Raw genomic sequence first — 22,782 nt, forward strand, 5'->3', positions numbered from 1 at the left:
GCTTTCTTTTGCTATCGTGCACGGCAACGAAAAGGGGAAACGCCGTGCCGCTCCGATCCAACCGCTTTGGCCTGTCCGTCGCTCTCGCCACGCCGTTCGCGGAGGACCGGTCGATCGACCTGCCGCGTTTTGTGGCGCATGGACGCCAGTCGCTGGCGGATGGCTGCGGATCGCTGACAATTTTCGGGACGACGGGCGAGGGCGCTTCGCTCGGCCTCAACGAACGCAACCGCGCCATCGGCGCACTGGTGGGAGCGGGCGTCGATCCCGCGACGCAGCTCGTGATCGGCATCGCGGCCGCGTCCGTCGAGGATGCGATCGCCCAGGGTCGCGCCGGATTGATGGTCGGCTGCACGAGCTTCCTGCTCGCGCCGCCGTTCTACTTCAAGGCGCCGGGTGACGAGGGCCTGTTCGACTGGTTCGCCGCCGTGCTGCGCGGTCTCGGCCCCAAGGCCAGCAACGTCATCCTCTATCATATCCCGCAGGTCACTTCGGTCGGCCTGTCGATCGATCTGGTCGATCGCCTCAAGAAGGCATTCCCCGAACAGGTGAAGGGCGTGAAGGATTCGTCCGGCGATTGGGACAATGCCCAGGCGCTGCTGAAGCATCACAACGAACTCCACATCCTGATCGGCGACGAGCGGCTGCTTGCGAAGGCGATGAACCTCGGCGCCTCGGGCGCCATCACCGGGCTGGCCAACATCGCGTCCGACCTGATGCGGCCGCTGATCGACGGTGTCGAGGAGCCGCGGGTGAACGCGATGGTCGAGGCGGTGCTGCCTTTCGCCGTGACGGCAGCCGTCAAGGCGCTGGTCGGCCATCGCCGCAAGGATCCGGTGGCATGGTCGCGCATGCGCGCTCCGCTGAGGTCGCTGGGCCAGGCCGAGTGCGTAAAACTGTTCGCGGCGATCGATGCGATCCGAGCGCAGCGCGCCGCGTAACGGCGAGCTGATCCTGCACCGAACAGGAAGCAGTTGCCGCGGGCTGGCGGCGTACTAAGGTCTGCCGAGGAATGTCGCCCGGAGGGAAAGCCACCGGGCGACGACCCAGGAGGAAACAACAATGACGGCCCCGCTCACCATTCGCCTGCACCCCGCCGACAACGTCGTCGTGGCGCGCATGGACATCCTGCCCGGCACCAAGGTCGAGGGTGAGGTCGCGGCGGCCACGCGCGTGCCGCCCGGTCACAAGATTCTCACCAAAGCGGTGAAGACGGGCGAACCGCTGCGCAAGTACAACCAGATCATCGGCTTCGCGACCGAGGACCTGGCGCCCGGCACCCACATCCATACGCACAACTGCGTCATGGGCGATTTCGAGCGCGACTACGCCTTCTGCGCCGATGCCCATCCGACCGATTTCATCGTCCCGCCCGCGACCTTCCAGGGCTATCGCCGCGCCGACGGCCGCGCGGCCACGCGCAACTACATCGGCATCGTGACGACGGTGAACTGTTCGGCCGCGACCAGCCGCATGATCGCCTCGCGTCTCGAGCCGCTGCTGAAGGAATTCCCGAACATCGACGGCATCGTGCCGCTGACCCATGGCGGCGGCTGCGGCATGGCGGCGTCCGGCCTCGAGATGGACGTGCTGCGCCGCACGCTCGCGGGCTACACCAAGCATCCCAACATGGCAGCCGTCGTGGTGCTCGGCCTCGGCTGCGAGACCAACCAGATCTCGGGCCTGATGAACGCCGAGGGTCTCAAGGAAGGACCCAAGCTCATTCCGATGGCGATCCAGGACGAGGGCGGCGTCTCCAAGACCGTGATGCGCGCCGTCGGTTTCCTGAAGGACATCCTGCCCGAAGCCAACGACGTGAAGCGCGAGGCGATTCCGGCCAGCGAACTGATCCTCGCCCTGCAGTGCGGCGGCTCGGACGGCTATTCCGGCATCTCGGCCAATCCGGCACTGGGCGCGGCGGTCGATCTGCTGGTGCGCAACGGCGGCACGGCGGTGCTGTCGGAGACGCCGGAGATTTACGGAGCGGAACATCTGCTGACGCGTCGCGCCGTCACCAAGGAGGTCGGCGAAAAGATCGTCGAGCGGATCCGCTGGTGGGAAGATCATTGTGCCCGCACCGGCGGTGAGATGAACAACAACCCATCGCCGGGCAACAAGGCCGGCGGTCTCACCACCATCCTCGAGAAGTCCCTGGGTGCGGTTGCGAAGGGCGGAACGACCAACCTCGTCGACGTCTACAAATATGCCGAGCCGATCACCGCGAAGGGCTTCGTATATATGGACTCGCCCGGCTACGACCCGGTTTCCGCGACAGGACAGGTCGCGGGCGGCGCCAATGTCCTGTGCTTCACGACGGGCCGCGGCAGCGTGTTCGGCTGCAAGCCCACACCGTCACTCAAGCTTGCGACGAATACCTCCCTCTATCGACGCATGACTGACGACATGGACATCAATTGCGGAACGGTCGTCGACGGCGAGGAAACGATCCAGGAAAACGGCCGCCGCATCTTCGACCTTATTCTTGCCACGGCCTCGGGGCAGAAAACCAAGTCTGAGGTTTTGGGAATCGGGGACGACGAATTCGAGCCATGGAAGATCGGCGCAACGATGTGATCGACAATTATATGAAGGATCATACGCAGCCATTTTGATGTGGCCGCGTTACGTCCCTCATATGCGATCCTGCGACTCCGAACTTGGCCATGCTTTGGCGGCCCAGCCCACAGCGGCCACGGACTTCCCCACGAGCTTCCACCCAGATTCCAGGTTGTCGAAGGCGGTTGCTGCGAGCGCTCCGCCAGCGCGCATTTGCTTGCTCGTTTAACTGCCCCAGGAGAGAGAGATGGCTACAGGCACGGTCAAGTGGTTCAACGCCACGAAGGGATTTGGGTTCATCCAGCCGGACGACGGCGGCAAGGACGTGTTCGTCCATATCAGCGCCGTCGAGCGCTCGGGCATGAACGGCCTGAATGAAGGTCAGAAGATCGGCTTCGAGATCGCGACCGAGCGTGGCCGTTCGGCCGCCGTCAATCTCAAGGCTGCCGGCTAGACTGTGAGAATCGTTCCCCTCGTCGAACGTCCCGACCTGGCCGAGCAGGTCACCGTCTGGGGCTTCGACGAGTGGGGACACCTCAATCCCGGCCAGACGCTCGAGCTGCGTCGGGCCGAGATCCAGGGCTCGATGAATGTCGATCGCGCGCCGATCGTCTTCGTGGCCCTCGGCGATGACGATGGCATCGTGGGCACCGCGTCGCTGATCTTCGACGATCTCGAAGGCGATCCGCGTAACCCCTGGCTGGCCAGCGTCTTCGTCCCCGCCGAACACCGCAAGAAGGGCATCGCGTCGGCGCTGGTCGGCACCGTCGAGGATGCCGCGCGGCGTATCGGCTACGACCGCCTCTATCTTTTCACGAGCACCGCCCCCTCGCTTTATGCGGGCCTGGGCTGGAGAGCGCTTGAGCAGCGCGACTATCGCGGCGAGATTATCCAGGTCATGGATAAGTCGCTGTGAGGGAGTCCGCATGCCAGCCGATCTGCACTATCTGTCGCTCGACGAGGTCGCGCGGCGCCTGAAGGCGCGCAAGCTGTCGTCCGTCGAATTGACCGGCTCGATGCTGGATCGCATCGGCAAGGTCGATCCCAAGCTCAAGAGCTACGCGACCGTGACCGCCGAGCGCGCGCTGGCCGATGCCGCGCGCCTCGATGCCGAGACCGCGGCCGGCACGTCGCGCGGCCCGCTGCATGGCGTGCCGATCGCCGTGAAGGATCTCTGCAACACGGAAGATGTTCCGACCGCGGCCGGCATGGCCATTCATCGCAACAACGTGCCGTCGCGCGACGCAACGGTCGTGGCGCGGCTGAAAGCGGCCGGCGCGGTGATCCTGGGCAAGCTGCAGATGACCGAGGGCGCCTATGGCGCCCATCACCCGACCATTCCCGCGCCGCTCAATCCGTGGAACGAAGCCTACTGGACGGGCTCGTCCTCGTCGGGCTCGGGTGCGGCTACGGCGGCGGGTCTCTGCTTTGCCTCGCTGGGTTCGGACACCGGCGGCTCGATCCGCTTCCCCTCGACGATGAACGGCCTGTCGGGAATGAAGCCCACCTGGGGCCGCGTGAGTCGTGCCGGCGTCTTTGCGCTGGCCGAATCGCTCGACCATATCGGCCCGATGACCCGCAGCGCGCTCGATGCCGCGATCGTGCTGGGCGTGATCGCGGGCGAGGATCCGGATGACCCGACCGCGGTCGGCCTGCCGGTGCCGGATTATGCCGCCTCGATCGGCGCCGGCGTGCGCGGCAAGCGCATCGGCCTCGCGACCAACATGCACGGGATCGACGACGATGCGCGCCGTGCGCTCGACGGCGCGGTCGAGGCGATGAAGAAGGCGGGCGCCCTCATCGTCGAGGTGAAGCTGCCGGACAATTTCGACCAGGGCGCGCGGGACTGGGTGCCGCTGTGCGGTGTCGAGGCCGCGGTGGCGCACGAGGCCACCTATCCGTCGCGGGCCGCCGAGTACGGTCCCGTGCTCACCGGCCTGATCGATCATGGCCATCGTCTCTCGGCGGTGGAGCTTGCCCGGCTTCAGCTTCGCCGTGCCGCGCTGACCGGCGAACTCAACAAGCTGCTGGCGTCGGTCGACCTGTTGCTGATGCCGGTGATGGGCAAGGCGGTGTGGTCGACGGAGGCACTGCTGGCGGCCGGCCGCGATCCCGAGGCCGTCGCAGCCCGACTGCGTTACACGGCGCCGTTCGATCTCAGCGGCCATCCCACGCTCACGCTGCCGGGCGGCATGTCCAAGGAGGGCGTGCCGCTGGGCTTCCAGATCGTCGGCAAGGCCTTCGACGAGGCCGCGATCCTGGCGGCGGGTCATGCCTATCAGCAGCAGACCGACTGGCATTTGAAGCGGCCGCCGCTCCAGGAGTAGCGGCAGGCGGGCGCGTGGACGCTGAAACTCCTTTCATTTATGATGCTTCTACCGCCTTCAGGACGTTCCCCGCAGCGCAATGACAAGCCTCTTCGCGAAAAATCTGCGGCTGCGCCCGAGCATCCTGACGATGTTCGTCCTGCTGACGGTGCCGGTCTTTTTCGCGATCGTCGCCGTCAACTACGTCTCGAACGAAAAGATCGCGCGCGATAACGCCGACGAGCTGGTCGAGCGGTTCGGCGTCGAGGCCATCGAGAACATCCAGCACCTGTTCGATCCCATAAAGTCGCTGGTGCGCAGCGCTGCCTCGATCGGCGCCGAGGTGCCGGACTTCTATGAGGAGAACCGGTCGCTGAAGTATCTCTTCAGCGTCCTGCAGCACAGCGACCGCATCATCAGCGTTTATGTCGGCCTGAGCGACGGCGGCTTCCGCCAGGCGCGGCAGATCGATCCCACGATCGAAATCCAGGGCAAGTTGCCGCCCGTGGGCACGGCCTATGCCGACCGGTGGATCACGCCGCAACGCGGCGGCGCGCCGGTCGACCACTATCTCTTCCTCGACAAGGATCGCAAGGAACTGGGCAGTTCCGAGCAGACCACGTCGTACGATCCGCGCTCGCGGCTCTGGTATCGCACCGCGCAGCAGAGCGGCGAGCTTTCGGTCAGCGACGTCGATGTCTTTGCCGCGCTGGGCCTCGTCGGTTTCACCGTCGGCGCGCCGTTCTATGCCGACGGGATGCTGCGCGGCGTCGCCGCGGCCGACATCACGCTCGACGGGCTCTCGACCTATCTCGCCGAGCGCAAGATCAGCCCCGGCACGCTGTCCTACATCATCGACCATCAGGGCCGGGTGATTGCCAACTCCGAGCGCGCCAAGACCTATGCCACCCAGAACGGCCGGGTCGAGCTGCAGCACATCACCTCGCTCGGCAACGAGCTGCCGGCCGTCGCCTTCAGCTTCCGCCCGCGCGACAACGAGAAGATGTACAACTTCCAGCACGGCGGGAAGAACTACATCGCCAGCCTGACGACCCTGCCGCCGGCCTTCGGCAAGAAGTGGCAGCTCTTCGTCATCACGCCGCTCGCCGACTTCACCTCGGCCTTCGACGAACAGAACAAGCGGCTGGCGCTGTTCGGCGTGATCGCCATCCTGCTGCAGATCTGCATCATCTATTTCCTGTCGAGCGTCGTCTCCGCACCGCTCGAGCGGCTCGCGCTCAAGGTGACCAGGATCCAGGACCTCGAGGGCGAGAACCTGCCGGCGGTGCAGTCGCCGATCCGCGAAGTGGCCGTGCTGTCGAAGGCGATCGACACGCTGGATGCCGCGGTGAAGTCGTTCGCCGCCTTCGTGCCGGTCGGTCTCGTGCGCGAGCTGCTCGATTCCGACCAGAAGCTGGAGCTGGGCGGACACGGTCGATTCCTCACGATCTTCTTCTCCGACCTCGAAGCCTTCTCCACCATGTCGGAGGAGATCCCGTCGCAGGAACTGCTGATGCGGGTGTCGGCCTATCTCGGCGTGGTGACCCGTGCCGTGAACGAAGAGCACGGTACCATCGACAAGTTCATCGGCGACGGCGTCATGGCTTTCTGGGGCGCGCCAGCGCTGCTCGACGACCATGCGCAGAAATCCTGCTTCGCGGCGCTGCGCATCCGCGAGGGCATGAAGGAACTGAACGCCCAGTGGGAAGCCGCCGGCACCAAGCCGCTCAAGGTCCGCATCGGCATCCACAGCGACGCCGTGCTGGTGGGCAACATCGGCTCCAAGGAGCGCATGAGCTACACCGTCATGGGCGATGGCGTGAACATCGCCGCGCGCCTGGAAGGCATCAACAAGGAATACGGCACGCGCATCTGCATCAGCCACGCCGTCTTCAAGGAAGCCGGTGAGCGCCTGTGTGTGCGGCCGATCGACGACGTCACCGTGAAGGGCCGCCGCTCCAAGATCCCGATCTATGAACTGGTCGGCGCCTACGGCATGGGGCCGGAGTTCGAGCCGGACGAAGCGACCGTGCGCCTCTGCAAGCTCACGCGCACCGCCTATGCGGCGCTGGTCGCCGAGGACTATGCCCTGGCGCTGGCGCGCTATCAGGAGATCGTGGCGGAGTATCCCGAGGATCCGGTGGCGGCCGAGATGGCGAAGCGGCTGGCCGCGGTCGATCCCTCGCGCCTCGTGCCGCTGCAGATGTCGCGCTGATCGATGTTCGACGCCGGCAAGACGTCTCCCGCGATCGCAACCTTGCGGCCCAGTGAATACACGGCCGCGCTTGTCCATGCGCTGCGCGCCGAACCGTCGAGGGTGCGCGGCGCGCGGGTGCTCGAAATGGGCTGCGGCAGCGGCGTGGTGCTGGCGGTGCTGGCCGGCATGGGCGCGGTCTCGCTCGCCGGTGTCGACATCGAGGACGATGCCATCGCCACCGGCCAGTCGCTGCTGCGCGATCTCGGCCACGACGCCGAACTCTTCCGGGGCGACATGTGGCAGCCGGTGGCCGGGCGGCGCTTCGACCTCATCGTCGCCAACCTGCCGCATTTCCCGATGGAGCATTTCGAGGTGATCGGCCGCCTGCCGACCTGGAGTTCGGGCGGCGCCGACGGTCGCGAGCTGCTCGATCCCTTCCTCGAAGGGCTGGCGGATCACTTCGCAGCCAACGGCCGCGCCGTCATCACGCACAATGCCTTCGTGGGCGTCGAACGCTCGCGCCGCATCCTCGAACGGCACGGGCTTGCGATGCACATCGTGCGGACGGTGCTGGTCCATGTCGCCAACGAGAAGATCGATCTGATGACGCCCACGATCCTGCAAGCGGAAGAGGGGCGTTCGATCCATCGCTACGGGCCGCACGTCTTCGCCGACATGCACATCGTGGAAATCGCCGCGGCGGGGACTCACGGCTGACATGACGATGCGGCGCGTAACGTTCGTTCTCCTGGCCTTGCTTGTCGCCTTCGCGTCGCTACCCGCGCGCGCCGAGACGCCCGATGCGGCGCTGGCGAAGCTGCTCGACGAGGCGAAAGCGGCCGCCGCGGTGCCCGGCGCCTGCGCGCAACCCGGCCTCGACCGGCTGGTGAAGATCTACTGCGACGGCAAGTTCCGCATCGGCGTGCGCGAATACTATCCGCTGTTCGGTACGCGCGAGGGCAATGTCCGCTCGGGCTACGATGTCGACGTGGCGCGCGGCATGGCAAAGCATCTCGGCGTCGAGCCGGTGTTCACCCGCGTCAATGCCGCGAGCCGCATCCCGCTGCTGGCCGACGACAAGATCGACCTCACCATCGCCACGATGGGCCACAATGCCCAGCGCGACAGCCAGGTCCGCTTCATCCGCCCGCACTATTACCAGTCGGAGACGGTGATCGTCGGTCCGAAAGGCCTGTCGATCAAGGATTGGCCGGACGTCGCCAGCCGGACGATCTGCGTCACCATCGGCAACGGCTCCAACGCCCAGATCGTCTCGCACAATGCCCGCCTGATGCTGTTCGACGAGGCGGGCCTGCTGCCGGACAAACTGCGCGACGAGACCTGCACGCTGGCGGCGCAGGACGACAGCTTCTTCGACTACTATTTCACCGAGCCCGCTTTCGCGAACGCCTACGACAAGAAGTTCGGCTTCGCTCAGCTTCCCTGGGGCATGGCGGTGGCGCTGAGCGGCAGCGACAAGCTCGCCAAGGCGCTCGACCTCACCAGCCAGATCTTCCATCGCGACGGCACCTTCCTCGACATCGCGAAGGAGAACCGCATCGGCCTCGGCTTCCTCGAGCGCCAGCGCGCCGTGTGGAACCGGCCCGAGTGCAACACCGACACCGGTGCCACCAATCCCGCCTGCGTCCTGCCGGCGCTCAGCGCCGTGCTGGAGCCGACGCCGGTCGCGGCCCAGGTGACGGCCTTCGAGAACTGGATCGAGAAGCACACCGGCGTCGCCGTGCAGCTGCCGATGTTCAAGACCATGCCGGCCTGGCTGCTGTTCAAGGCCGGCATCATCAACTCGCTGATCCTCGTCGCGGGCGCGCTCGTGGCGACCCTGCTGTTCTCGCTGGTGCTGGGCGCGCTGCAGAGCTCGCGGTCGTTCCTGCTGCGCTGGCCGGCGCGCGCGCTGACCGTCGTGCTGCAATCCTCGCCGGTCGTGCTCACCCTGGTCATCTCCGCGGCCGTCGCGCTGGCGCTGTTTCCGTATTCTTCTGCCGTGGCGATTGGTGCCGCCATCGTGGCGCTGGGCCTGATGAACGGTGCCAATGCGGGCCAGGCCATCGCCGAGGCGATGCACACCTTGCGGACGGAGCGGGGCGGGCCACCGGCGCCGACCGCCGAATTGTTCGGCCGCGCGGTCAGCCGCTCGGCGACGCAGATCGTGTCGTTCCTGATCAATGCCGCCAAGGGCACGCCGATCGCGAGCTTCATCGGTGCGCCGGAGCTCCTGAGCGCGCTCACCGACATCACCTCCTTCGCCAGCGGCCGCGCCAGCACCTATTCGCTGCTGCTGGTGTTCTATGTCTGCGTCGTGATCATGGTGGTCTGGCTGTGCGGCAAGCTGCGGCTGTGGCTGGAGCGCCGGCAGGTGGTGGCGGCATGAGCAGGATCTCTCCCGATTTCGTCCCGCAGCTTCTCGCGGGCATGGTGGTCAACTTCGAGATCGCGGCCATCGCGCTGCTGATCGGGCTGGCGGTCGGCGGCCTGCTGACCTGGATGAAGCTGGCGGGCGGTGCGGCGGGCGCGATCGCCACGGCGCTGATCGGCCTGATGCGCGCGGCGCCGACCTTCGTCGTCATGTTCTTCCTGCTGAACATCATCCCCTCGGATGCGACCCTGTGGGGCGTCCACGTGGCGCCGTCGGGCATCATGACGGTGGCGCTGTCGCTCGTGCCCTATGCCGCGGCCTATGTCGCCGACAATGGCGGCGAGGCGCTCAAGCAACTGCGCGACGGCTCGCCGCTCGGTGCGCTGCTGTTCCTGCCCAACGTCACCCGCGCCTTCTTCGTACTGGTCATGTCGTCGAGCGCCGGTGCCGCCATCGGCGTGCCCGAGGGCATCGCCGTCATCCTGCGCGAGGCCGAGCCGATGCCGACCCTGGGCGACAAGATGGTCCTGTTCGCCATCGGCATCCTCTGCTTCGGCATCACGCTGCAGGCGGGATTTGCCCTGATGCGCCTGCTGCAACGCCATCTCGGCCGCCTCGCGCTGCGCGCCCGCTAGGGTGTAGGCTCCGCTCCAAGAAGCGCGGAGGAAACAATGAAACTCTCACGGCGGCGCACGCTCGCGGCGACGGCGGCCCTGGCCCTGCCGCCAGGAATCGCACCGGGAATCGCCCGCGCGCAAGCCTATCCCTCCAAGCCGGTGCGATTGATCGTGCCCTATTCGGCCGGCGGCGGCGCCGACACGACGGCCCGGCTGATTGCGCCCAAGCTGCAGGAGGCGCTGGGCCAGACCATCGTCGTCGAGAACAAGCCCGGCGCGGGCGGCATGATCGGCGACGAGATCGTGGCCAAGGCCACGCCCGACGGGCACACCCTGCTGATCGGCGCCTTTGCCCATGCGGTGAACCCGGCGCTCGTCGCGAAGATGCCGTTCCGCACGCCCGAGGATTTCGCACCTGTGTCGCTGCTGGTGACGGTGCCGGAGCTGATGGTCATCACGCCCTCGCATCCGGCCAAGACCGTGGCCGAGCTCGTGGCGCTGGCGAAGGCCGAGCCCGGCAAGCTCTCCTATGCCTCGTCGGGCAATGGCAGCGCCCAGCACTTGGCGGCCGAACTGTTCAAGATGCGCACCGGCACCGACATTCAGCACGTGCCCTACAAGGGCGGTGCACTGGCGGTGGCCGACGTGGCGGCAGGCCACGTGCCGTTCTACTTCGGCAACATGAGTGCCGCGCTGCCGCAGGCGCGCGGCGGTCGCGTGCGACCGCTTGCGGTCACCAGCGCGACGCGTTCGCCCGCGGCGCCCGAGGTGCCGACGCTCGCCGAAGCCGGCGTGCCCAATTGCGAGATCTCCGAATGGAACGCACTGATCGCGCCGGCCGGCACGCCGCCCGCCGTGATCGCGCGCCTGCACACCGAGATCGCGAAGATCATGCGCACCGACGAGATGAAGGCGAAGTTCGCCGATCTCGGCGCCGATGCGATCGGCTCGACGCCGGACGAACTCGCGGCCTTCCTGCGTGCCGAGATGGCCAAGTGGGCCGAGGTCGTGAAGGCCGCCAATATCAAGATCGAGTAGGTCGATGGCTCCCAGCGTGCGTTACGACTCCGTGTTTCGTCCCGGCCTGTTCGCCGGCAAGACCATCATCGTCACCGGCGGCGGCTCGGGCCTCGGCCGCTGCACCGCCCACGAGCTGAAGTCGCTGGGCGCCCGGCTCGCGCTGCTCGGCCGCACGATGGAGAAACTCGAGCGGGTTAAGGAGGAGCTGGGCGATCCCGACACCTTTCTCTACTCCGCCGACCTGCGGCGCGAGGAGGAGGTGAAGGCGGCCATCGCCGGCGTGATCGACTGGAGCGGCGGTCGCATCGACGGGCTGGTGAACAATGCCGGCGGTCAGTTTCCCGCGCAGCTCAAGGACATCTCGCTGAACGGCTGGAACGCCGTGGTCGCCAACAACATGACGGCGACGTTCCTCGTCTCGAAGGCGGTCTATCTCGCCTCGATGGAAAAGCATGGCGGCGCGATCGTGAGTGTCGGTTCCGACTTCGAGATGGGCAATCCCGGCATGGGACATAACGGCGCCGCGCGCGCCGGACAGACCAATTTCACCTACACCGCCTCGGTCGAATGGGCCCATTCCGGCGTCCGCGTGAACTCCGTACTGCCGGGCTTCATCGCCTCCTCGGGCCTCGACCGCTATCCCGAGCGCGCGCACGAGGTGCTGCGGTCGGTGAAGGACCGCATTCCCGCCAAGCGCCACGGCACCGAATCGGAGATCGCTGCGGCCATCGTCTACCTGCTGAGCGACGCCGCGGCCTATGTCACGGGCACCTCGCTGCGGGTCGACGGCGGATTGCACAACTATGGCAAATCGACCTTCTATCAGGTGCCCGATCACAATAATTCGAAGCCGTTCAACGGCTTTCCGCTCTACCGGCCGCCGAAGGTCCTGGAGTAGGGTGGCGCCCCCATTTCAACAACGGAGGAACCGATGCGTATCGCCCGACTGACGTGCGGCCTGGTGGCTGCAGCCGGACTCGCCGCCTTCTCCCTCTCGGCATATGCGCAGAGCCCGACCGCCAAAGCCGCACTCAAGGACGCCTCCGGCAAGGATGTCGGCAGCGTACAATTCGTCCAGACGCCGCACGGCGTGTTGCTCAAGCTGTCGCTGAAGGGCGCCGTCCCCGGCGAACATGCGTTCCACGTGCATGCCGTCGGCAAGTGCGAGGCGCCGTTCACCAGCGCGGGCGGCCACTTCAATCCGGCCTCGAAGAAGCACGGCATGGAAGCCGCCGAAGGCGCGCATGCCGGCGACATGCCCAATCTGCACATCCCGGCCAACGGCGAGCTGATGGTCGAGATCGCCAATCCCATGATCTCGCTGGTCAAGGGACAGCCGAACTCGGTGTTCGACGCCGACGGCTCGACCCTCATCATCCATGCCGGGGTCGACGACTACAAAACCGATCCCACGGGCAATGCCGGCGATCGCATCGCCTGCGGCGTCATCACGGAGTGACCTCAAGACTTCGTCCGCTGCGGCGGGCGAGGGCGCGCATTTTCAAAGCTGGAGCTGATTGAATGGACCTGTCTCGTTATCCGCGTCGTATCTACACCAACGCGCCCACGCCCATCGAACACCTGCCGCATTTCACCAAGGCGCTCGCCGCGAGCTGCCCGGGCGGCGTCGGTCCCGACATCTGGATCAAGCGTGACGACATGCTGGGTCTGTTCCCCGGCGGCAACAAGACCCGCAAGCTCGAGTTCCTGGCGGGCGACGCGATCGCGCAGGGCTGCGACACGCTCGTGACCTGCGGCGCGCCGCAGTCGAACCATTGCCGCATCACGCTTTCGGCGGCGGTGAAGGAAGGGCTGAAGTGCCGCTTCGTGATCGAAGAGCGCGTGCCCGGCTCCTACAAGAAGGAAGCCGGCGGAAACAACTTCATGTTCGAGCTGATGGGCGTCGAGGCGATCACGGTCGTTCCCGGCGGCACCAACATGGGCGAGGCGATGTCGCGCGTTGCCCAGGAAGTCGCCTCGCTCGGCCGCAAGGCCTACGTGATCCCCGGCGGCGGCTCCAATGCTGTCGGCGGCCTGGGCTACGTCGCCTGCGTGCAGGAGATGCAGGTCCAGTGGATGGACATGGGCTTCTCGCCCGACGCGGTGATCGTGGGCTCGGGCAGCTCGGGCACCCATGGCGGCATGGTCGCGGGCTTCCTCGGCAACAACATCAAGGTCCCGCTGATCGGCGTCGGCGTCAGCCGAGATCCCGCCGACCAGGAGCCGCTGGTGCTGAAGGAAGCACAGGCGGTTTGCGACCTGCTGGGCCTCGGCATCAAGGTGCCGGCCTCGGCGGTGAAGAGCTTCGGCGGCTACTGGCAGCCCAAGTATTCGGTGCCCAACAAGAAGATGGTCGAGGCCGTGCAGATGCTGGCCCGCACCGAAGGCATCCTGCTCGACCCGGTCTATACCGGTAAGATCATGGCGGGCCTGATCGGCCTCGCGCGCCAGGGCCACTTCAAGCCCAACGCCAAGGTGCTGTTCATCCATACCGGCGGCCTGCCCTCGCTGCACGTCTACGAAGACGTGGTGCTGGGCCGCACCGAACTGGCGGACTGAGACCGTGACCACCCATCCCGCGCTCGCCGCCGGCCGCGTTGCCGTCATCACCGGGGCGTCAAGCGGCATCGGCCTCGCGGCCGCCCGCCGCTTCGCGACGATGGGTATGAAAGTCTGCCTCGCCGATCTTTCGGCCGAGGCGCTGGAGAAGGCGGCGGCGGACGTCGCCGCCGTCGCGCCCAAGGGTAAGGACTCCGTCCTCGCGGTGCCGACCGATGTCAGCAAGCTGGAGCAGGTGCAGGCGCTGAAGGATCGCGCCTATGCCGCCTTCGGCGAAGTGGCCGTGCTGATGAACAATGCGGGCACCGCGCCGGGCGGCGGTCCGTGGGATCACATCGACCGCTGGCGCAAGGTGCTCGAGGTCAATCTCTGGGGCGTCATCAATGGCGTGCAGACCTTCGTGCCGGCGATGCTGGCGCAGAAGACGCCGGGCGCGATCGTCAACACCGGCTCGAAGCAGGGCATCACCTGTCCGCCGGGCGACACCGCCTACAATGTCAGCAAGGCCGGCGTGAAGGTGACGACGGAAGCGCTGGCGCACAGTCTTCGCAACGAACCCGGTGCGCTGATCTCCGCGCATCTGCTGATCCCCGGTTCGACCTTCACCGGCATGACCAGCCGAGGCCGCACCGAGAAGCCGGCCGGCGCGTGGACGCCCGACCAGGTGATCGACATGCTGGTCGACGGGATGGCGAAGGGCGACTTCTACATCCTCTGTCCCGACAACGAGGTCACGCGCGACACCGACAATCGCCGCATCCTGTGGGCGGCGCGCGACATCGTCGAGAACCGGCCGGCGCTGTCGCGCTGGCATGCCGACTACAAGGACGACTTCGAAGCCTTCCTCAAGGCGCCCGACGTTCGATAACCGAACAGGAGCACGCGATGCCTAAAAGCCTGCTGTCCCTCGCCCTCGTTCCGCTCGCCGCCCTGTCGATGCTCGCTACGGCAAACGCCGAGCAGGCCGTCGTCATCCCGGCGCCCGCCATCGACCAGCCGGCTGCGCAGGCCGGCAAGAGCGAGACGGCGGTGCTGGCGGGCGGCTGCTTCTGGGGCGTGCAGGCCGTGTTCCAGCACGTGAAGGGCGTCAGCCGCGCCGTCTCGGGCTATTCGGGCGGCACCAAGGAAAGCGCCACCTACGAGGTCGTGTCCTCCGGCCGCACCGGCCATGCCGAGGCCGTCGAGGTGACGTTCGATCCGTCGGTCGTCAGCCTGGGCCAGATCCTGCAGATCTATTTCTCGGTGGCGCACGATCCGACGCAGCTCAATCGCCAGGGGCCCGACACCGGGACGCAGTACCGGTCGGCGATCTTCGTCGCCAACCCCGAGCAGCGGAAGATCGCCGAGGCCTATGTCGCGCAGCTCGACAAGGCCGGTGTCTACAAGAAGCGCATCGTGACGAAGATCGACGATCTCGCGGCCTTCTATCCGGCCGAGGGCTATCATCAGGATTACGCCACGCTGCATCCCAGCGAGCCCTACATCTACATCCACGACCGGCCCAAGGTGGAGAACCTGAAGCGAATGTTTGCGGCGCAGACGCGCGCCGCGCCGGTATTGGTGAACGCTTCCGCGCCCAAGTAGGCGCGTAGAAGTTTCGTTCGCGTTCGTTCGCCAAATCGACGAACTCGTTTCATTGATTCTGAAGCGTCGCGCCGCCAGTTTTGGCGGATGATCGTTCACGCCTTGCTCCACCCTTCGTGTCGACGCTGACGCGCGACACTTTCTGATTCCCGAAAAATTCATCGAACCAACGCCCCGCGTTCTCGCGGCGGCGAACGGAGAAGTCATGCTCAAGCGACGTCACCTGATCGCCGGCCTTGCCGGCGCAACCCTTGCTGCGCCGTTCGTTGCGCGCGCGCAGGACGCCTATCCCAGCAAATCCGTGAAGATCATCGTGCCGTGGCCACCGGGCGGCGGTGTCGATCTCTTCGCGCGCGTGATCCAGGCGCCGTTGGGCGCGCAGCTCGGCCAGACCGTCATCGTCGAGAATATCGGCGGCAGTTCCGGTCGCGTCGGCACGCTCGCCGCGGCGCGCGCGCAGCCCGACGGCTACACCTTCGCACTGGTCAACGACACGTTCGCCGCGACCGAAGCGCTGCCGATCCCGGGCTCGCCCGCGCTCTATCCATCCTTCGTGCCGGTCTCGCTCGCGATCTCCGGACCGCAGGGCCTGTTCACGCATCCGCGTTCGGGTCTCGCCACCGCGCAGGCCTTTGCCGCTGCGGCGAAAGCCAATCCCGGCAAGCTCAACATCGGCGTACCCGGCCTCGGCAGCAGCCAGCATCTCACCAGCGAGCTGCTGCTGCGCGCCGCGGGCGACCTGCGCGTGACGCACGTTCCCTATCGCGGCGGCGGGCCGGCTCTGCAGGACCTGATCGCGGGCAACATCGACGGCGTCGTGGTCACCTTCGCCGCCGCCGCCCAGCAGGCGCGCGCAGGGCAACTCGTGGCGCTGGCCGTGACTGGTGCGCAGCGTTTCCCGACCTTCCCCACGGTGCCGACGGCCGCCGAGACCATTGCACCCGGTTTCGTGCAGACGACCTGGCAGGGCTTGCTGGCGCCCAAGGGCACGCCGCCCGCCGCGCAGGCGCGTGTCCACGCGGCCTTGGTGGCCGTGCTCAAGGACAAGGCCGTTGCCGATCGTCTCGCCGAACTGGGCTTCGATCCTGTCGGCCAGGACGGCAAGGAGTTCGGCAAGCTGTTCGACGGCACGGTCGACACGTTTGCGGGCATCGCCAAGGAACGGAACATCGCCGCCGGCGACTGATCGGCCCCAGTGATCGGCCGCCACTGATCGGCCCTACTGATCGGCTTGGCCGGTTCCTGCGTATGAGTTCAGGAACCGGCCTTTCGCCGGGAAAGGGATGGGCCGGATGGACGCCGCTGCTTCCGTCGAGAAGCGTGCTGCGCAAGTGAGCTTTGCTGTGGCTGGCATCGTGCCGGTCGCTGCGGGACTTTGGGGTGTGTTTCATCCCTTCATGGGTTCCGTGGGTTCGCTGCTGAACCATGGCCGCTATCTGTCGGGCCTTCTGCTCGCCATCGGTCTCGCCTTCTGGGCGGCGATCCCCGACATCGAGCGGCGGACGACACGAATTCGTGTCCTGACGGCGGTCGTCGTGATCGGCGGCGTCTGCCGGCTGCTTGGCGTCGTCATGGGCGATCCCCTGTCGCCCTCGGTCGCGGGCGCGCTGGTGATGGAATTGGCCGTCACACCGCTTCTCTGCTTCTGGCAGTCTCGCCTGATACCCCTTTAGGTCACGCAACCCGGGCCGGGGCGCGCCGTTTCGCCTGAATGAAACGCGCCGCCAAAATCCTGGGCTGGACGGCCGGCATCGTGCTTGGCCTTTTGGTGATCGCCGCCGGTGCGGTGTATTTCATCGCGACCTCCGATTACCTGCGCGGCCAGCTCGAAGGCCAGGCCAGCGACTACACCGGCCGCAAGACGAAGATCGCCAAGGTCGCCGTCGACTGGGGCTGGGTCGCGAACGTCAAGCTGGAGGGCGTCGAGGTCGCCAACGCCAAGTGGGGCAAGGAGCCCTATATGCTGAAGGTCGACCAGGTCGACTTTGACATTCGCCTGTGGCCATTGCTGGGCGGCCGTCTCGTCCTGCCACGCCTCGTGCTGCGCAAGCCCGAGGTGCAGGTCGAAGTGGGCGACAAGGAACAGCTCAACTGGAGCATGGGCGAGACGCCCGTCGTGACGGGCGCGGCGAAGGCGCTCGAACCCGACAATCGCTACGAAGCGCCGCTGATCGGCAAGTTCGAGGTTACCGACGGCAAGCTCGGCTACCGCGACACCAAGCGCAAGCTGGAGCTCGATGGCACGGTTTCGACCGCGGCCGGCAAGGCGGGCGGGGGACCGGAGGCCGAGTTGTCGCTGAAGGGCAAGCTCGAAGGCCAGCCGCTCGACGTGAAGTTCGTGGGCGGCTCGGTGTTGATGCTGCGCGACACCGAGCAGCCTTATCCGCTCGACCTCAATGTCAGCTTCGGCGCCACCAAGTTGAAAGCCAAGGGCACGGTGCAGGATCCGTTCAAATGGACCGGCGCCAACGTCGATCTCACGCTCTCCGGCCCCAACATGTCCGATATCTATCCGCTGCTCGGCATCCCGGGTCCGCCGACGCCGCCCTACACGATCACCGGCAAGCTCGAGCGCGATCCCGGGCTGTGGAAGTTCGTGCAATCCAAATGGCGCGTCGGCGAGAGCGACCTGACGGGTGAAGTGACGATCGACGAACGCCGCAAGCCCGAGTTCCTGACCGCGAAGCTCGTGTCGCAGAAGCTTCTCTTCGAGGATCTGGCGCCGCTGGTCGGCGCGACACCTGCACGCAAGACCAACGTGTCGCCCAAGCAGGCGCAGACGCAGGCCCAGCTCGAAGCGTCGGGCGATCTCTTCCCCAACGTGCCGCTGCATGTCGAGAAGTTGCGCGCCATGAACATGGACGTGACGCTCGACGCGAAGCGGGTCATCGCCCCGGCGTGGCTGCCGGTGCAGGCGCTGGCGTTCCGGGTGCTGATCCAGGACGGCAACGCGACGGTGAAGCCGCTGACTTTGTCGGTGGTGGGCGGCGGTGCGATCGCCGGCGAACTCGGCATCGATGCCCGCACCGACGATCCCAAGGTGCGCGCCAACCTGCAGCTCACCGACATCGAGCTCAAGAATTTCTTCCGCGAGTCGCGCTACTTCGACGCCACGCAGGGCAAGATCCAAGGGCGGGTGCAGCTTGCCGGCAACGGCCGCTCACTTGCTCACGTCATGGGCACGGCCAACGGACACATGGCCTTCGCTCTGGGCGGCGGTTCTGTCAGCAGCCTGATGGTGAGCCTGGCCGGACTACAAATCTTCGACGCGCTGGTGATCTACGTGACCGGCGACAATCGCATCCCGATCAAGTGCGCGGTCGGCCGCCTCAACTTCCAGCAGGGCAATGTGATGTTCGACCGGACCCTGCTCGATACCCAGAAATCGGTCCTGACCGTAAAGGGCCAGCTTTCGCTCAAGAGCCAGGCGCTGAAGGCGGAGGTCGATGCCAATCCCAAGAGCTTCGATCTTCTCGACCTGCATGGCGCGGTGATGATCGAGGGCAAGCTGCGCACGCCGCAGATTTCGCTGGGCCGCGTCATCCCGATCCCGACGCCGGTCTTCGGCAATGCCAAGGACGTGCCCTGCGCCAGCCTCTCGCAGGAACTTCTCGCCTCGCAGTGACCGCTCTGCGCGCGCAGGGGGAATGAGTCCTTGTCGCGGTCGCCTGGAGCGCCCATGTAGTAGTGGTATCGGCGACGTCTGCGTCGGCGCCTCCTGATTCCGAAAAGTATCCTCGCTGTGCCTGCCTGCCGCCTTCCAAGCCGGCAGCGATTTTCTGCACTCGCGGGATGCATCGAAGCGCCAGACGAGGATGCGACATGACCGTTGAAAGAAGAGCCGAATCGCCGCGTACACCTGCCGTCGTGCTTACGCCCGACGAGGAGGTGACCTTGCGGCGTGTGGCTTTTGGCCAGTCGGATGTGAGGGCGATGCGGGCGCAGGATCTGACCCGGCTCCGCAAGTTGCGCCTGATCGAGGACGGGAAAGACGGACCGTGTCTAACCGTTAGCGGACGGCAGCAGTTCGATCAGCTGCCCAAGCCGGTGCTGATGGACAGGGGTTCCAAGGACCTCATGTCGGCGATGATGAAGCTGCGCAAGGAAAACTAGCCTGAGCCTGGAGGTGGTCCATGGAATCTCAGCCTTCCGCGACACCCTCCGACAGGGAGCTGCGCAAGGCGGCCGCATCGTTCGCGCGGCCTGTTCCGTGGCGAAGCATCCTGCAGCTCATGACGTCGTTCGGCCCTTTCCTTGCGGGCTGCGCGGCAATGTATCTCGCTTGCGATATCTCGACCTGGCTCGCCCTGGCGTTGGCCATACCGACTGGCGCGCTGATGGTGCGGGTGTTCATCGTCCAGCATGATTGCGGCCACGGCTCGTTCTTCGCGTCGCGCCGCGCCAATGTCATCGTCGGCCGGCTGTGCAGCCTCTGCACCTTCACACCCTTCCTGAGCTGGAGCCGTCAGCACGCGCAGCACCATGCCGAGTGGAACAATCTCGATCGCGGCGATCGCGGCAGCGACATCTATTCCTCGTGCCTCACCGTGCGCGCCTATCTGGCTCTGACGCGCCGGGAGAGGCTCTTTCACCGGCTTGTGCGTCATCCGCTGATCGCCAATTTCCTCCTGCCGCCGCTGGTGTTCGTGCTGCTCTACCGCCTGCCGTTCGACACGCCACGGGCGTGGGTGCGTGAGCGTCGCTCGGTCCTTCTCACCAATGCGAGTCTCGTCGCCCTGCTTGCGACACTGGTTCTGCTGCTCGGCTGGCGCGACGTGCTGCTGGTGCAGGCGTCGATCATGGTCGTCGCGTCGATCCTCGGCGTGTGGCTGTTCACGCTGCAGCACCGCTTTCCCGGCGCGCAATGGACCGGCAGCGGCGCGTGGCGCTATGTTGATGCCGCGATGGACGGTTCTTCGTGGTTCGATCTGCCGCCCGTCCTGCGCTGGTTCACCGGCAATATCGGCTTCCATCACGTCCATCATCTCAATCAGCGCATTCCCAACTACCGCCTGCCGGCGGCGCACGAGGTCGCGCAGGAGGTGCGCGCCGTGCCGCGCCTCGGCCTGCGTGCGGGCCTGGCCGCGCCGCGGCTGACATTGTGGGACGAAACGTCGAGCCGCCTGGTCCGCTTCTGCGACGTTGCGCGGCGGGAGACGCCCGCCTGATCTTGCTTTAGCGTGGCGCTCCTCACAGAGGAGCCCGCGTCGATGTCTGTTCCCCACGGCCCGCTTCAGGGCGTCAAGGTCGTCTCCTGCTCTACCGCGCAGGCGGGCACCGTGCCCTGGATGCTGATGGCCGATCTCGGCGCCGACGTGATCAAGATCGAATCGCCGCAAGGCGGCGACCCGTCGCGCCGCATGACCGTCCTGCCGGGAATGGGCAGCACCTTCTTCGAGACCAACAATCGCGGCGTGAAGAGCGTGACGCTCAACCTCAAGAGCGAGGAGGGGCAGGCGATCCTGCGCAAGCTGGTCGCCGAGGCCGACATCTTCGGCCAGAACTTCCGCCCGGGTGCTGCCGAAAAGAACGGCTTCGGCTGGGAGGATCTGCGCAAGGTCAATCCGAAGCTCGTCTACGTCTCGATCTCGGGCTACGGCCCCAACGGACCGCACGCTCATCTGCCGGGCACCGATTCGATGGCGCAGGCGCTGGGCGGCATCGCCGAGGCCTATTCGTCGGCCGGCCAGAAGATGAAGACCGGCGTCGTGTCGGTGGCCGACGAGACCTGCGCCATCCTGGCCTTCGGCGGTGCGCTCGCGGCACTGACGCACGCGCGCACGACCGGCGTCGGCCAGAAGATCGACCTGTCGCTGCTGGGCGGCCAGATCCGCCTGATGGGCTGGACCCTGCAGACGGCGATGTGGCGTGACCGCAATCCCGTGACGGGACAGGCGCGCATCACCGGGACGCGCGAGCGGCCGGGCATCAGCGCAAGCTTCGACGATCGCGACGGCAAGCCGCTGGTCTTCCAGCTGACCGGCCCGGACAACTGGAAGGACGCGATGACGTCGCTCGGCTTCTACGAGCATCTCGAGAAGGCAGGCTTCGCCGATCTCGGCGTCATCATCGACAACGATCCCAAGCGCATCGAGCTTTTAGCCACGCTCGACGGCCTGTTCGCCACCGGCACGCGCGACGACTGGGTCGCAAGGCTGCGTGGCGCGGACATCGTCTCGGCGCCGATCAATACACTGCTCGAAGCTTCCAACGATCCCGACGTCGTGGCCAATGGCTATGTCACCGAGGTCGAGTACCCGAAGCTCGGCAAGAAACTGAAGGTGCACGGCACGCCGTGGCAATTCTCCGAGACGCCCGCCAAGCCCGGCGTCGCGCCGGAACTGGGCGAGCACAACGACGCCGTGCTGGGCAAGCTGGGCTACAGCGCGACGGAACTCGCGGACCTGCGCGCGCGCAAGATCATCTGACGTCACGTCGAGGAGGCCTGCGATGTCCCGCCCACCCTTGCCGCCCTTCACCGAACAGACGGCAACTGAAAAGGTTCGTCTCGCCGAGGATGGCTGGAACGGCCGCGACCCTGCCAAGGTCGCGCTCGCCTATACCCCCGACAGCCAGTGGCGCAATCGCGCAGAGTTCATCAACGGGCGTGCCGCCATCGAGGCGTTCCTCACGCGCAAATGGGCGCGTGAACTCGACTATCGCCTGATCAAGGAACTCTGGACCTTCGCCGGCAACCGCATCGCCGTGCGTTTCGCCTACGAATTCCACGACGACAGCGGCTCCTGGTTCCGCGCCTACGGCAACGAGAACTGGGAGTTCGACGCCGACGGGCTGATGAAGCGGCGTCTCGCCAGCATCAACGAACATCCCATCGCCCCGGCGGAGCGCAAGTTCCACTGGCCGCTGGGCCGCCGGCCCGACGACCATCCCGGGCTCAGCTCCTTTGGCTTCTGATCAGGCCTTGCGCGCGACGAGCTGAAGGCCTGTCGCCGGATTGCCGTGCATGGTCGTGAGCTCGATGCGCTTGCGGCTGATCGGCTCGAAGCCCGCCAGCCAACCCTCCATGTGATCCCCGGCATGATGGCGCACGATGCCGCCGTCGCCAGTGTCGAACGTGCCGTAGGGACCATGGGCGACTCCTGCGGCATAGCGGGCCCGATTGCGCTCATCCTCCTGCAGCGGCATGTCGCTGATGAACAGCACGCCGCCCGGTTTCAGCAGCCGGTGGAGTTCCTGCAGCACGGCGTCCTGCTGCGCGTCATCGACGATGCAGGTGAGGACCGCGAGGATCAGCACTGCGTCGAAGCTGCCGTCGGGTTCATCGACCACCGTCTGTGTGACGTGACGCAAGTCGAAGCCGGGCTGCTCGCGGCGGCCACGCGCGATCATCTCGCCCGAAAAGTCGACGCCGACATTGTTGCCGAATCCGAGGCGGGCGAGTTCAGCGAGGCTGCGTCCGTAGCCGCAGCCGTAATCCAGGATCCGGTCGCCGGGCTTCAGGGCCGCCAGGAAGTCGTCGCTCAGCGGATGGGTAAATGTCTTGCCGGCGCCACGATCCCAATAGCCGCTCTGGTCCGGCATTCGCACAACTCCTGAAATGCATCGTTG

23 protein-coding genes are annotated in these 22,782 nt (G+C 66.4%); 22 read left to right on the forward strand and 1 reads right to left on the reverse strand.

Features of this window, described 5'->3' with window-relative positions:
- Positions 1-44 precede the first annotated feature (44 nt).
- The 22 genes from AC1RP5_RS07255 to AC1RP5_RS07360 all read left to right on the forward strand — a co-directional run bounded on the left by AC1RP5_RS07255 (position 45) and on the right by AC1RP5_RS07360 (position 22,128).
- Entirely contained in the window at positions 45-941 is an 897-nt protein-coding gene (locus AC1RP5_RS07255; RefSeq protein WP_493109952.1) for a dihydrodipicolinate synthase family protein, read from the forward strand.
- A 121-nt stretch (positions 942-1,062) separates the two neighbouring features.
- Positions 1,063-2,574, forward strand: coding sequence for a UxaA family hydrolase (locus tag AC1RP5_RS07260; protein WP_493109953.1), 1,512 nt, complete (start codon positions 1,063-1,065; stop codon positions 2,572-2,574).
- Positions 2,575-2,803: 229 nt separating this feature from the next.
- The gene (locus AC1RP5_RS07265) at positions 2,804-3,010 is read left to right on the forward strand and encodes a cold-shock protein (protein ID WP_493109954.1); all 207 of its coding nucleotides are present in this window, start codon (positions 2,804-2,806) and stop codon (positions 3,008-3,010) included.
- A 3-nt stretch (positions 3,011-3,013) separates the two neighbouring features.
- On the forward strand, positions 3,014-3,472 hold the full coding sequence (locus AC1RP5_RS07270; protein ID WP_493109955.1) for a GNAT family N-acetyltransferase: 459 nt from the start codon (positions 3,014-3,016) through the stop codon (positions 3,470-3,472).
- Between the two features lie 10 nt (positions 3,473-3,482).
- Positions 3,483-4,883 carry an amidase gene (locus AC1RP5_RS07275; RefSeq protein ID WP_493109956.1) on the forward strand — a complete coding sequence of 467 codons (1,401 nt, stop codon included), beginning with the start codon at positions 3,483-3,485 and terminating at the stop codon, positions 4,881-4,883.
- Between the two features lie 79 nt (positions 4,884-4,962).
- Positions 4,963-7,077, forward strand: coding sequence for an adenylate/guanylate cyclase domain-containing protein (locus AC1RP5_RS07280; RefSeq protein ID WP_493109957.1), 2,115 nt, complete (start codon positions 4,963-4,965; stop codon positions 7,075-7,077).
- Positions 7,078-7,080: 3 nt separating this feature from the next.
- A complete protein-coding gene (locus tag AC1RP5_RS07285) occupies positions 7,081-7,776 on the forward strand; it encodes a methyltransferase domain-containing protein (RefSeq protein WP_493109958.1) in 696 nt (231 codons plus the stop codon).
- Positions 7,777-7,783: 7 nt separating this feature from the next.
- The gene (locus AC1RP5_RS07290) at positions 7,784-9,448 is read left to right on the forward strand and encodes a transporter substrate-binding domain-containing protein (RefSeq protein ID WP_493109959.1); all 1,665 of its coding nucleotides are present in this window, start codon (positions 7,784-7,786) and stop codon (positions 9,446-9,448) included.
- The gene (locus AC1RP5_RS07295) at positions 9,445-10,068 is read left to right on the forward strand and encodes an ABC transporter permease (RefSeq protein ID WP_493109960.1); all 624 of its coding nucleotides are present in this window, start codon (positions 9,445-9,447) and stop codon (positions 10,066-10,068) included. Before AC1RP5_RS07290 ends, AC1RP5_RS07295 begins: the two co-directional genes overlap by 4 nt.
- Before the next feature lie 36 nt (positions 10,069-10,104).
- On the forward strand, positions 10,105-11,088 hold the full coding sequence (locus AC1RP5_RS07300; protein ID WP_493109961.1) for a tripartite tricarboxylate transporter substrate binding protein: 984 nt from the start codon (positions 10,105-10,107) through the stop codon (positions 11,086-11,088).
- A 4-nt stretch (positions 11,089-11,092) separates the two neighbouring features.
- Positions 11,093-11,968: an SDR family oxidoreductase gene (locus AC1RP5_RS07305; RefSeq protein WP_493109962.1), complete on the forward strand. Its 876-nt coding sequence runs from the start codon at positions 11,093-11,095 to the stop codon at positions 11,966-11,968.
- A 33-nt stretch (positions 11,969-12,001) separates the two neighbouring features.
- A complete protein-coding gene (locus tag AC1RP5_RS07310) occupies positions 12,002-12,529 on the forward strand; it encodes a superoxide dismutase family protein (protein ID WP_493109963.1) in 528 nt (175 codons plus the stop codon).
- 62 nt (positions 12,530-12,591) lie between these two features.
- The gene (locus AC1RP5_RS07315; RefSeq protein WP_493109964.1) at positions 12,592-13,629 is read left to right on the forward strand and encodes a D-cysteine desulfhydrase family protein; all 1,038 of its coding nucleotides are present in this window, start codon (positions 12,592-12,594) and stop codon (positions 13,627-13,629) included.
- A gap of 4 nt (positions 13,630-13,633) precedes the next feature.
- On the forward strand, positions 13,634-14,497 hold the full coding sequence (locus AC1RP5_RS07320) for an SDR family NAD(P)-dependent oxidoreductase (RefSeq protein ID WP_493109965.1): 864 nt from the start codon (positions 13,634-13,636) through the stop codon (positions 14,495-14,497).
- Between the two features lie 17 nt (positions 14,498-14,514).
- Positions 14,515-15,213, forward strand: coding sequence for a peptide-methionine (S)-S-oxide reductase MsrA (gene msrA / locus AC1RP5_RS07325; RefSeq protein ID WP_493109966.1), 699 nt, complete (start codon positions 14,515-14,517; stop codon positions 15,211-15,213).
- Positions 15,214-15,418: 205 nt separating this feature from the next.
- Positions 15,419-16,399 (forward strand): Bug family tripartite tricarboxylate transporter substrate binding protein, encoded by a 981-nt coding sequence (locus AC1RP5_RS07330; RefSeq protein ID WP_493109967.1) that lies wholly within the window; start codon positions 15,419-15,421, stop codon positions 16,397-16,399.
- Positions 16,400-16,505: 106 nt separating this feature from the next.
- Positions 16,506-16,886, forward strand: coding sequence for a DUF4345 domain-containing protein (locus tag AC1RP5_RS07335; protein WP_493109968.1), 381 nt, complete (start codon positions 16,506-16,508; stop codon positions 16,884-16,886).
- Between the two features lie 38 nt (positions 16,887-16,924).
- On the forward strand, positions 16,925-18,838 hold the full coding sequence (locus tag AC1RP5_RS07340; protein WP_493109969.1) for an AsmA family protein: 1,914 nt from the start codon (positions 16,925-16,927) through the stop codon (positions 18,836-18,838).
- A 197-nt stretch (positions 18,839-19,035) separates the two neighbouring features.
- Positions 19,036-19,326, forward strand: a complete 291-nt coding sequence (locus AC1RP5_RS07345) for a hypothetical protein (protein WP_493109970.1) — start codon at positions 19,036-19,038, stop codon at positions 19,324-19,326.
- A gap of 20 nt (positions 19,327-19,346) precedes the next feature.
- Positions 19,347-20,381, forward strand: coding sequence for a fatty acid desaturase family protein (locus AC1RP5_RS07350; protein WP_493109971.1), 1,035 nt, complete (start codon positions 19,347-19,349; stop codon positions 20,379-20,381).
- A 42-nt stretch (positions 20,382-20,423) separates the two neighbouring features.
- Positions 20,424-21,641 (forward strand): CaiB/BaiF CoA transferase family protein, encoded by a 1,218-nt coding sequence (locus tag AC1RP5_RS07355; protein ID WP_493109972.1) that lies wholly within the window; start codon positions 20,424-20,426, stop codon positions 21,639-21,641.
- Between the two features lie 22 nt (positions 21,642-21,663).
- Positions 21,664-22,128 carry a nuclear transport factor 2 family protein gene (locus AC1RP5_RS07360; protein ID WP_493109973.1) on the forward strand — a complete coding sequence of 155 codons (465 nt, stop codon included), beginning with the start codon at positions 21,664-21,666 and terminating at the stop codon, positions 22,126-22,128.
- Here the strand turns inward: AC1RP5_RS07360 and AC1RP5_RS07365 are convergent, their stop codons facing one another.
- Positions 22,129-22,755 carry a class I SAM-dependent methyltransferase gene (locus AC1RP5_RS07365; RefSeq protein WP_493109974.1) on the reverse strand — a complete coding sequence of 209 codons (627 nt, stop codon included), beginning with the start codon at positions 22,753-22,755 and terminating at the stop codon, positions 22,129-22,131.
- Positions 22,756-22,782: the final 27 nt, after the last annotated feature.

Source organism: Reyranella sp. GW821-FHT12G01 (assembly GCF_058806575.1).

Coding starts and splice junctions, on each gene's coding strand:
- AC1RP5_RS07330 (WP_493109967.1), top strand. CDS start 15,419: ATGCTCAAGCGACGTCACCTGATCGCCGGCCTTGCCGGCGCAACCCTT.
- AC1RP5_RS07355 (WP_493109972.1), top strand. CDS start 20,424: ATGTCTGTTCCCCACGGCCCGCTTCAGGGCGTCAAGGTCGTCTCCTGC.
- AC1RP5_RS07300 (WP_493109961.1), top strand. CDS start 10,105: ATGAAACTCTCACGGCGGCGCACGCTCGCGGCGACGGCGGCCCTGGCC.
- AC1RP5_RS07260 (WP_493109953.1), top strand. CDS start 1,063: ATGACGGCCCCGCTCACCATTCGCCTGCACCCCGCCGACAACGTCGTC.
- AC1RP5_RS07275 (WP_493109956.1), top strand. CDS start 3,483: ATGCCAGCCGATCTGCACTATCTGTCGCTCGACGAGGTCGCGCGGCGC.
- AC1RP5_RS07285 (WP_493109958.1), top strand. CDS start 7,081: ATGTTCGACGCCGGCAAGACGTCTCCCGCGATCGCAACCTTGCGGCCC.
- AC1RP5_RS07295 (WP_493109960.1), top strand. CDS start 9,445: ATGAGCAGGATCTCTCCCGATTTCGTCCCGCAGCTTCTCGCGGGCATG.
- AC1RP5_RS07360 (WP_493109973.1), top strand. CDS start 21,664: ATGTCCCGCCCACCCTTGCCGCCCTTCACCGAACAGACGGCAACTGAA.
- AC1RP5_RS07310 (WP_493109963.1), top strand. CDS start 12,002: ATGCGTATCGCCCGACTGACGTGCGGCCTGGTGGCTGCAGCCGGACTC.
- AC1RP5_RS07265 (WP_493109954.1), top strand. CDS start 2,804: ATGGCTACAGGCACGGTCAAGTGGTTCAACGCCACGAAGGGATTTGGG.
- AC1RP5_RS07290 (WP_493109959.1), top strand. CDS start 7,784: ATGCGGCGCGTAACGTTCGTTCTCCTGGCCTTGCTTGTCGCCTTCGCG.
- AC1RP5_RS07350 (WP_493109971.1), top strand. CDS start 19,347: ATGGAATCTCAGCCTTCCGCGACACCCTCCGACAGGGAGCTGCGCAAG.
- AC1RP5_RS07305 (WP_493109962.1), top strand. CDS start 11,093: ATGGCTCCCAGCGTGCGTTACGACTCCGTGTTTCGTCCCGGCCTGTTC.
- msrA (WP_493109966.1), top strand. CDS start 14,515: ATGCCTAAAAGCCTGCTGTCCCTCGCCCTCGTTCCGCTCGCCGCCCTG.
- AC1RP5_RS07280 (WP_493109957.1), top strand. CDS start 4,963: ATGACAAGCCTCTTCGCGAAAAATCTGCGGCTGCGCCCGAGCATCCTG.
- AC1RP5_RS07345 (WP_493109970.1), top strand. CDS start 19,036: ATGACCGTTGAAAGAAGAGCCGAATCGCCGCGTACACCTGCCGTCGTG.
- AC1RP5_RS07315 (WP_493109964.1), top strand. CDS start 12,592: ATGGACCTGTCTCGTTATCCGCGTCGTATCTACACCAACGCGCCCACG.
- AC1RP5_RS07340 (WP_493109969.1), top strand. CDS start 16,925: ATGAAACGCGCCGCCAAAATCCTGGGCTGGACGGCCGGCATCGTGCTT.
- AC1RP5_RS07365 (WP_493109974.1), bottom strand. CDS start 22,755: ATGCCGGACCAGAGCGGCTATTGGGATCGTGGCGCCGGCAAGACATTT.
- AC1RP5_RS07335 (WP_493109968.1), top strand. CDS start 16,506: ATGGACGCCGCTGCTTCCGTCGAGAAGCGTGCTGCGCAAGTGAGCTTT.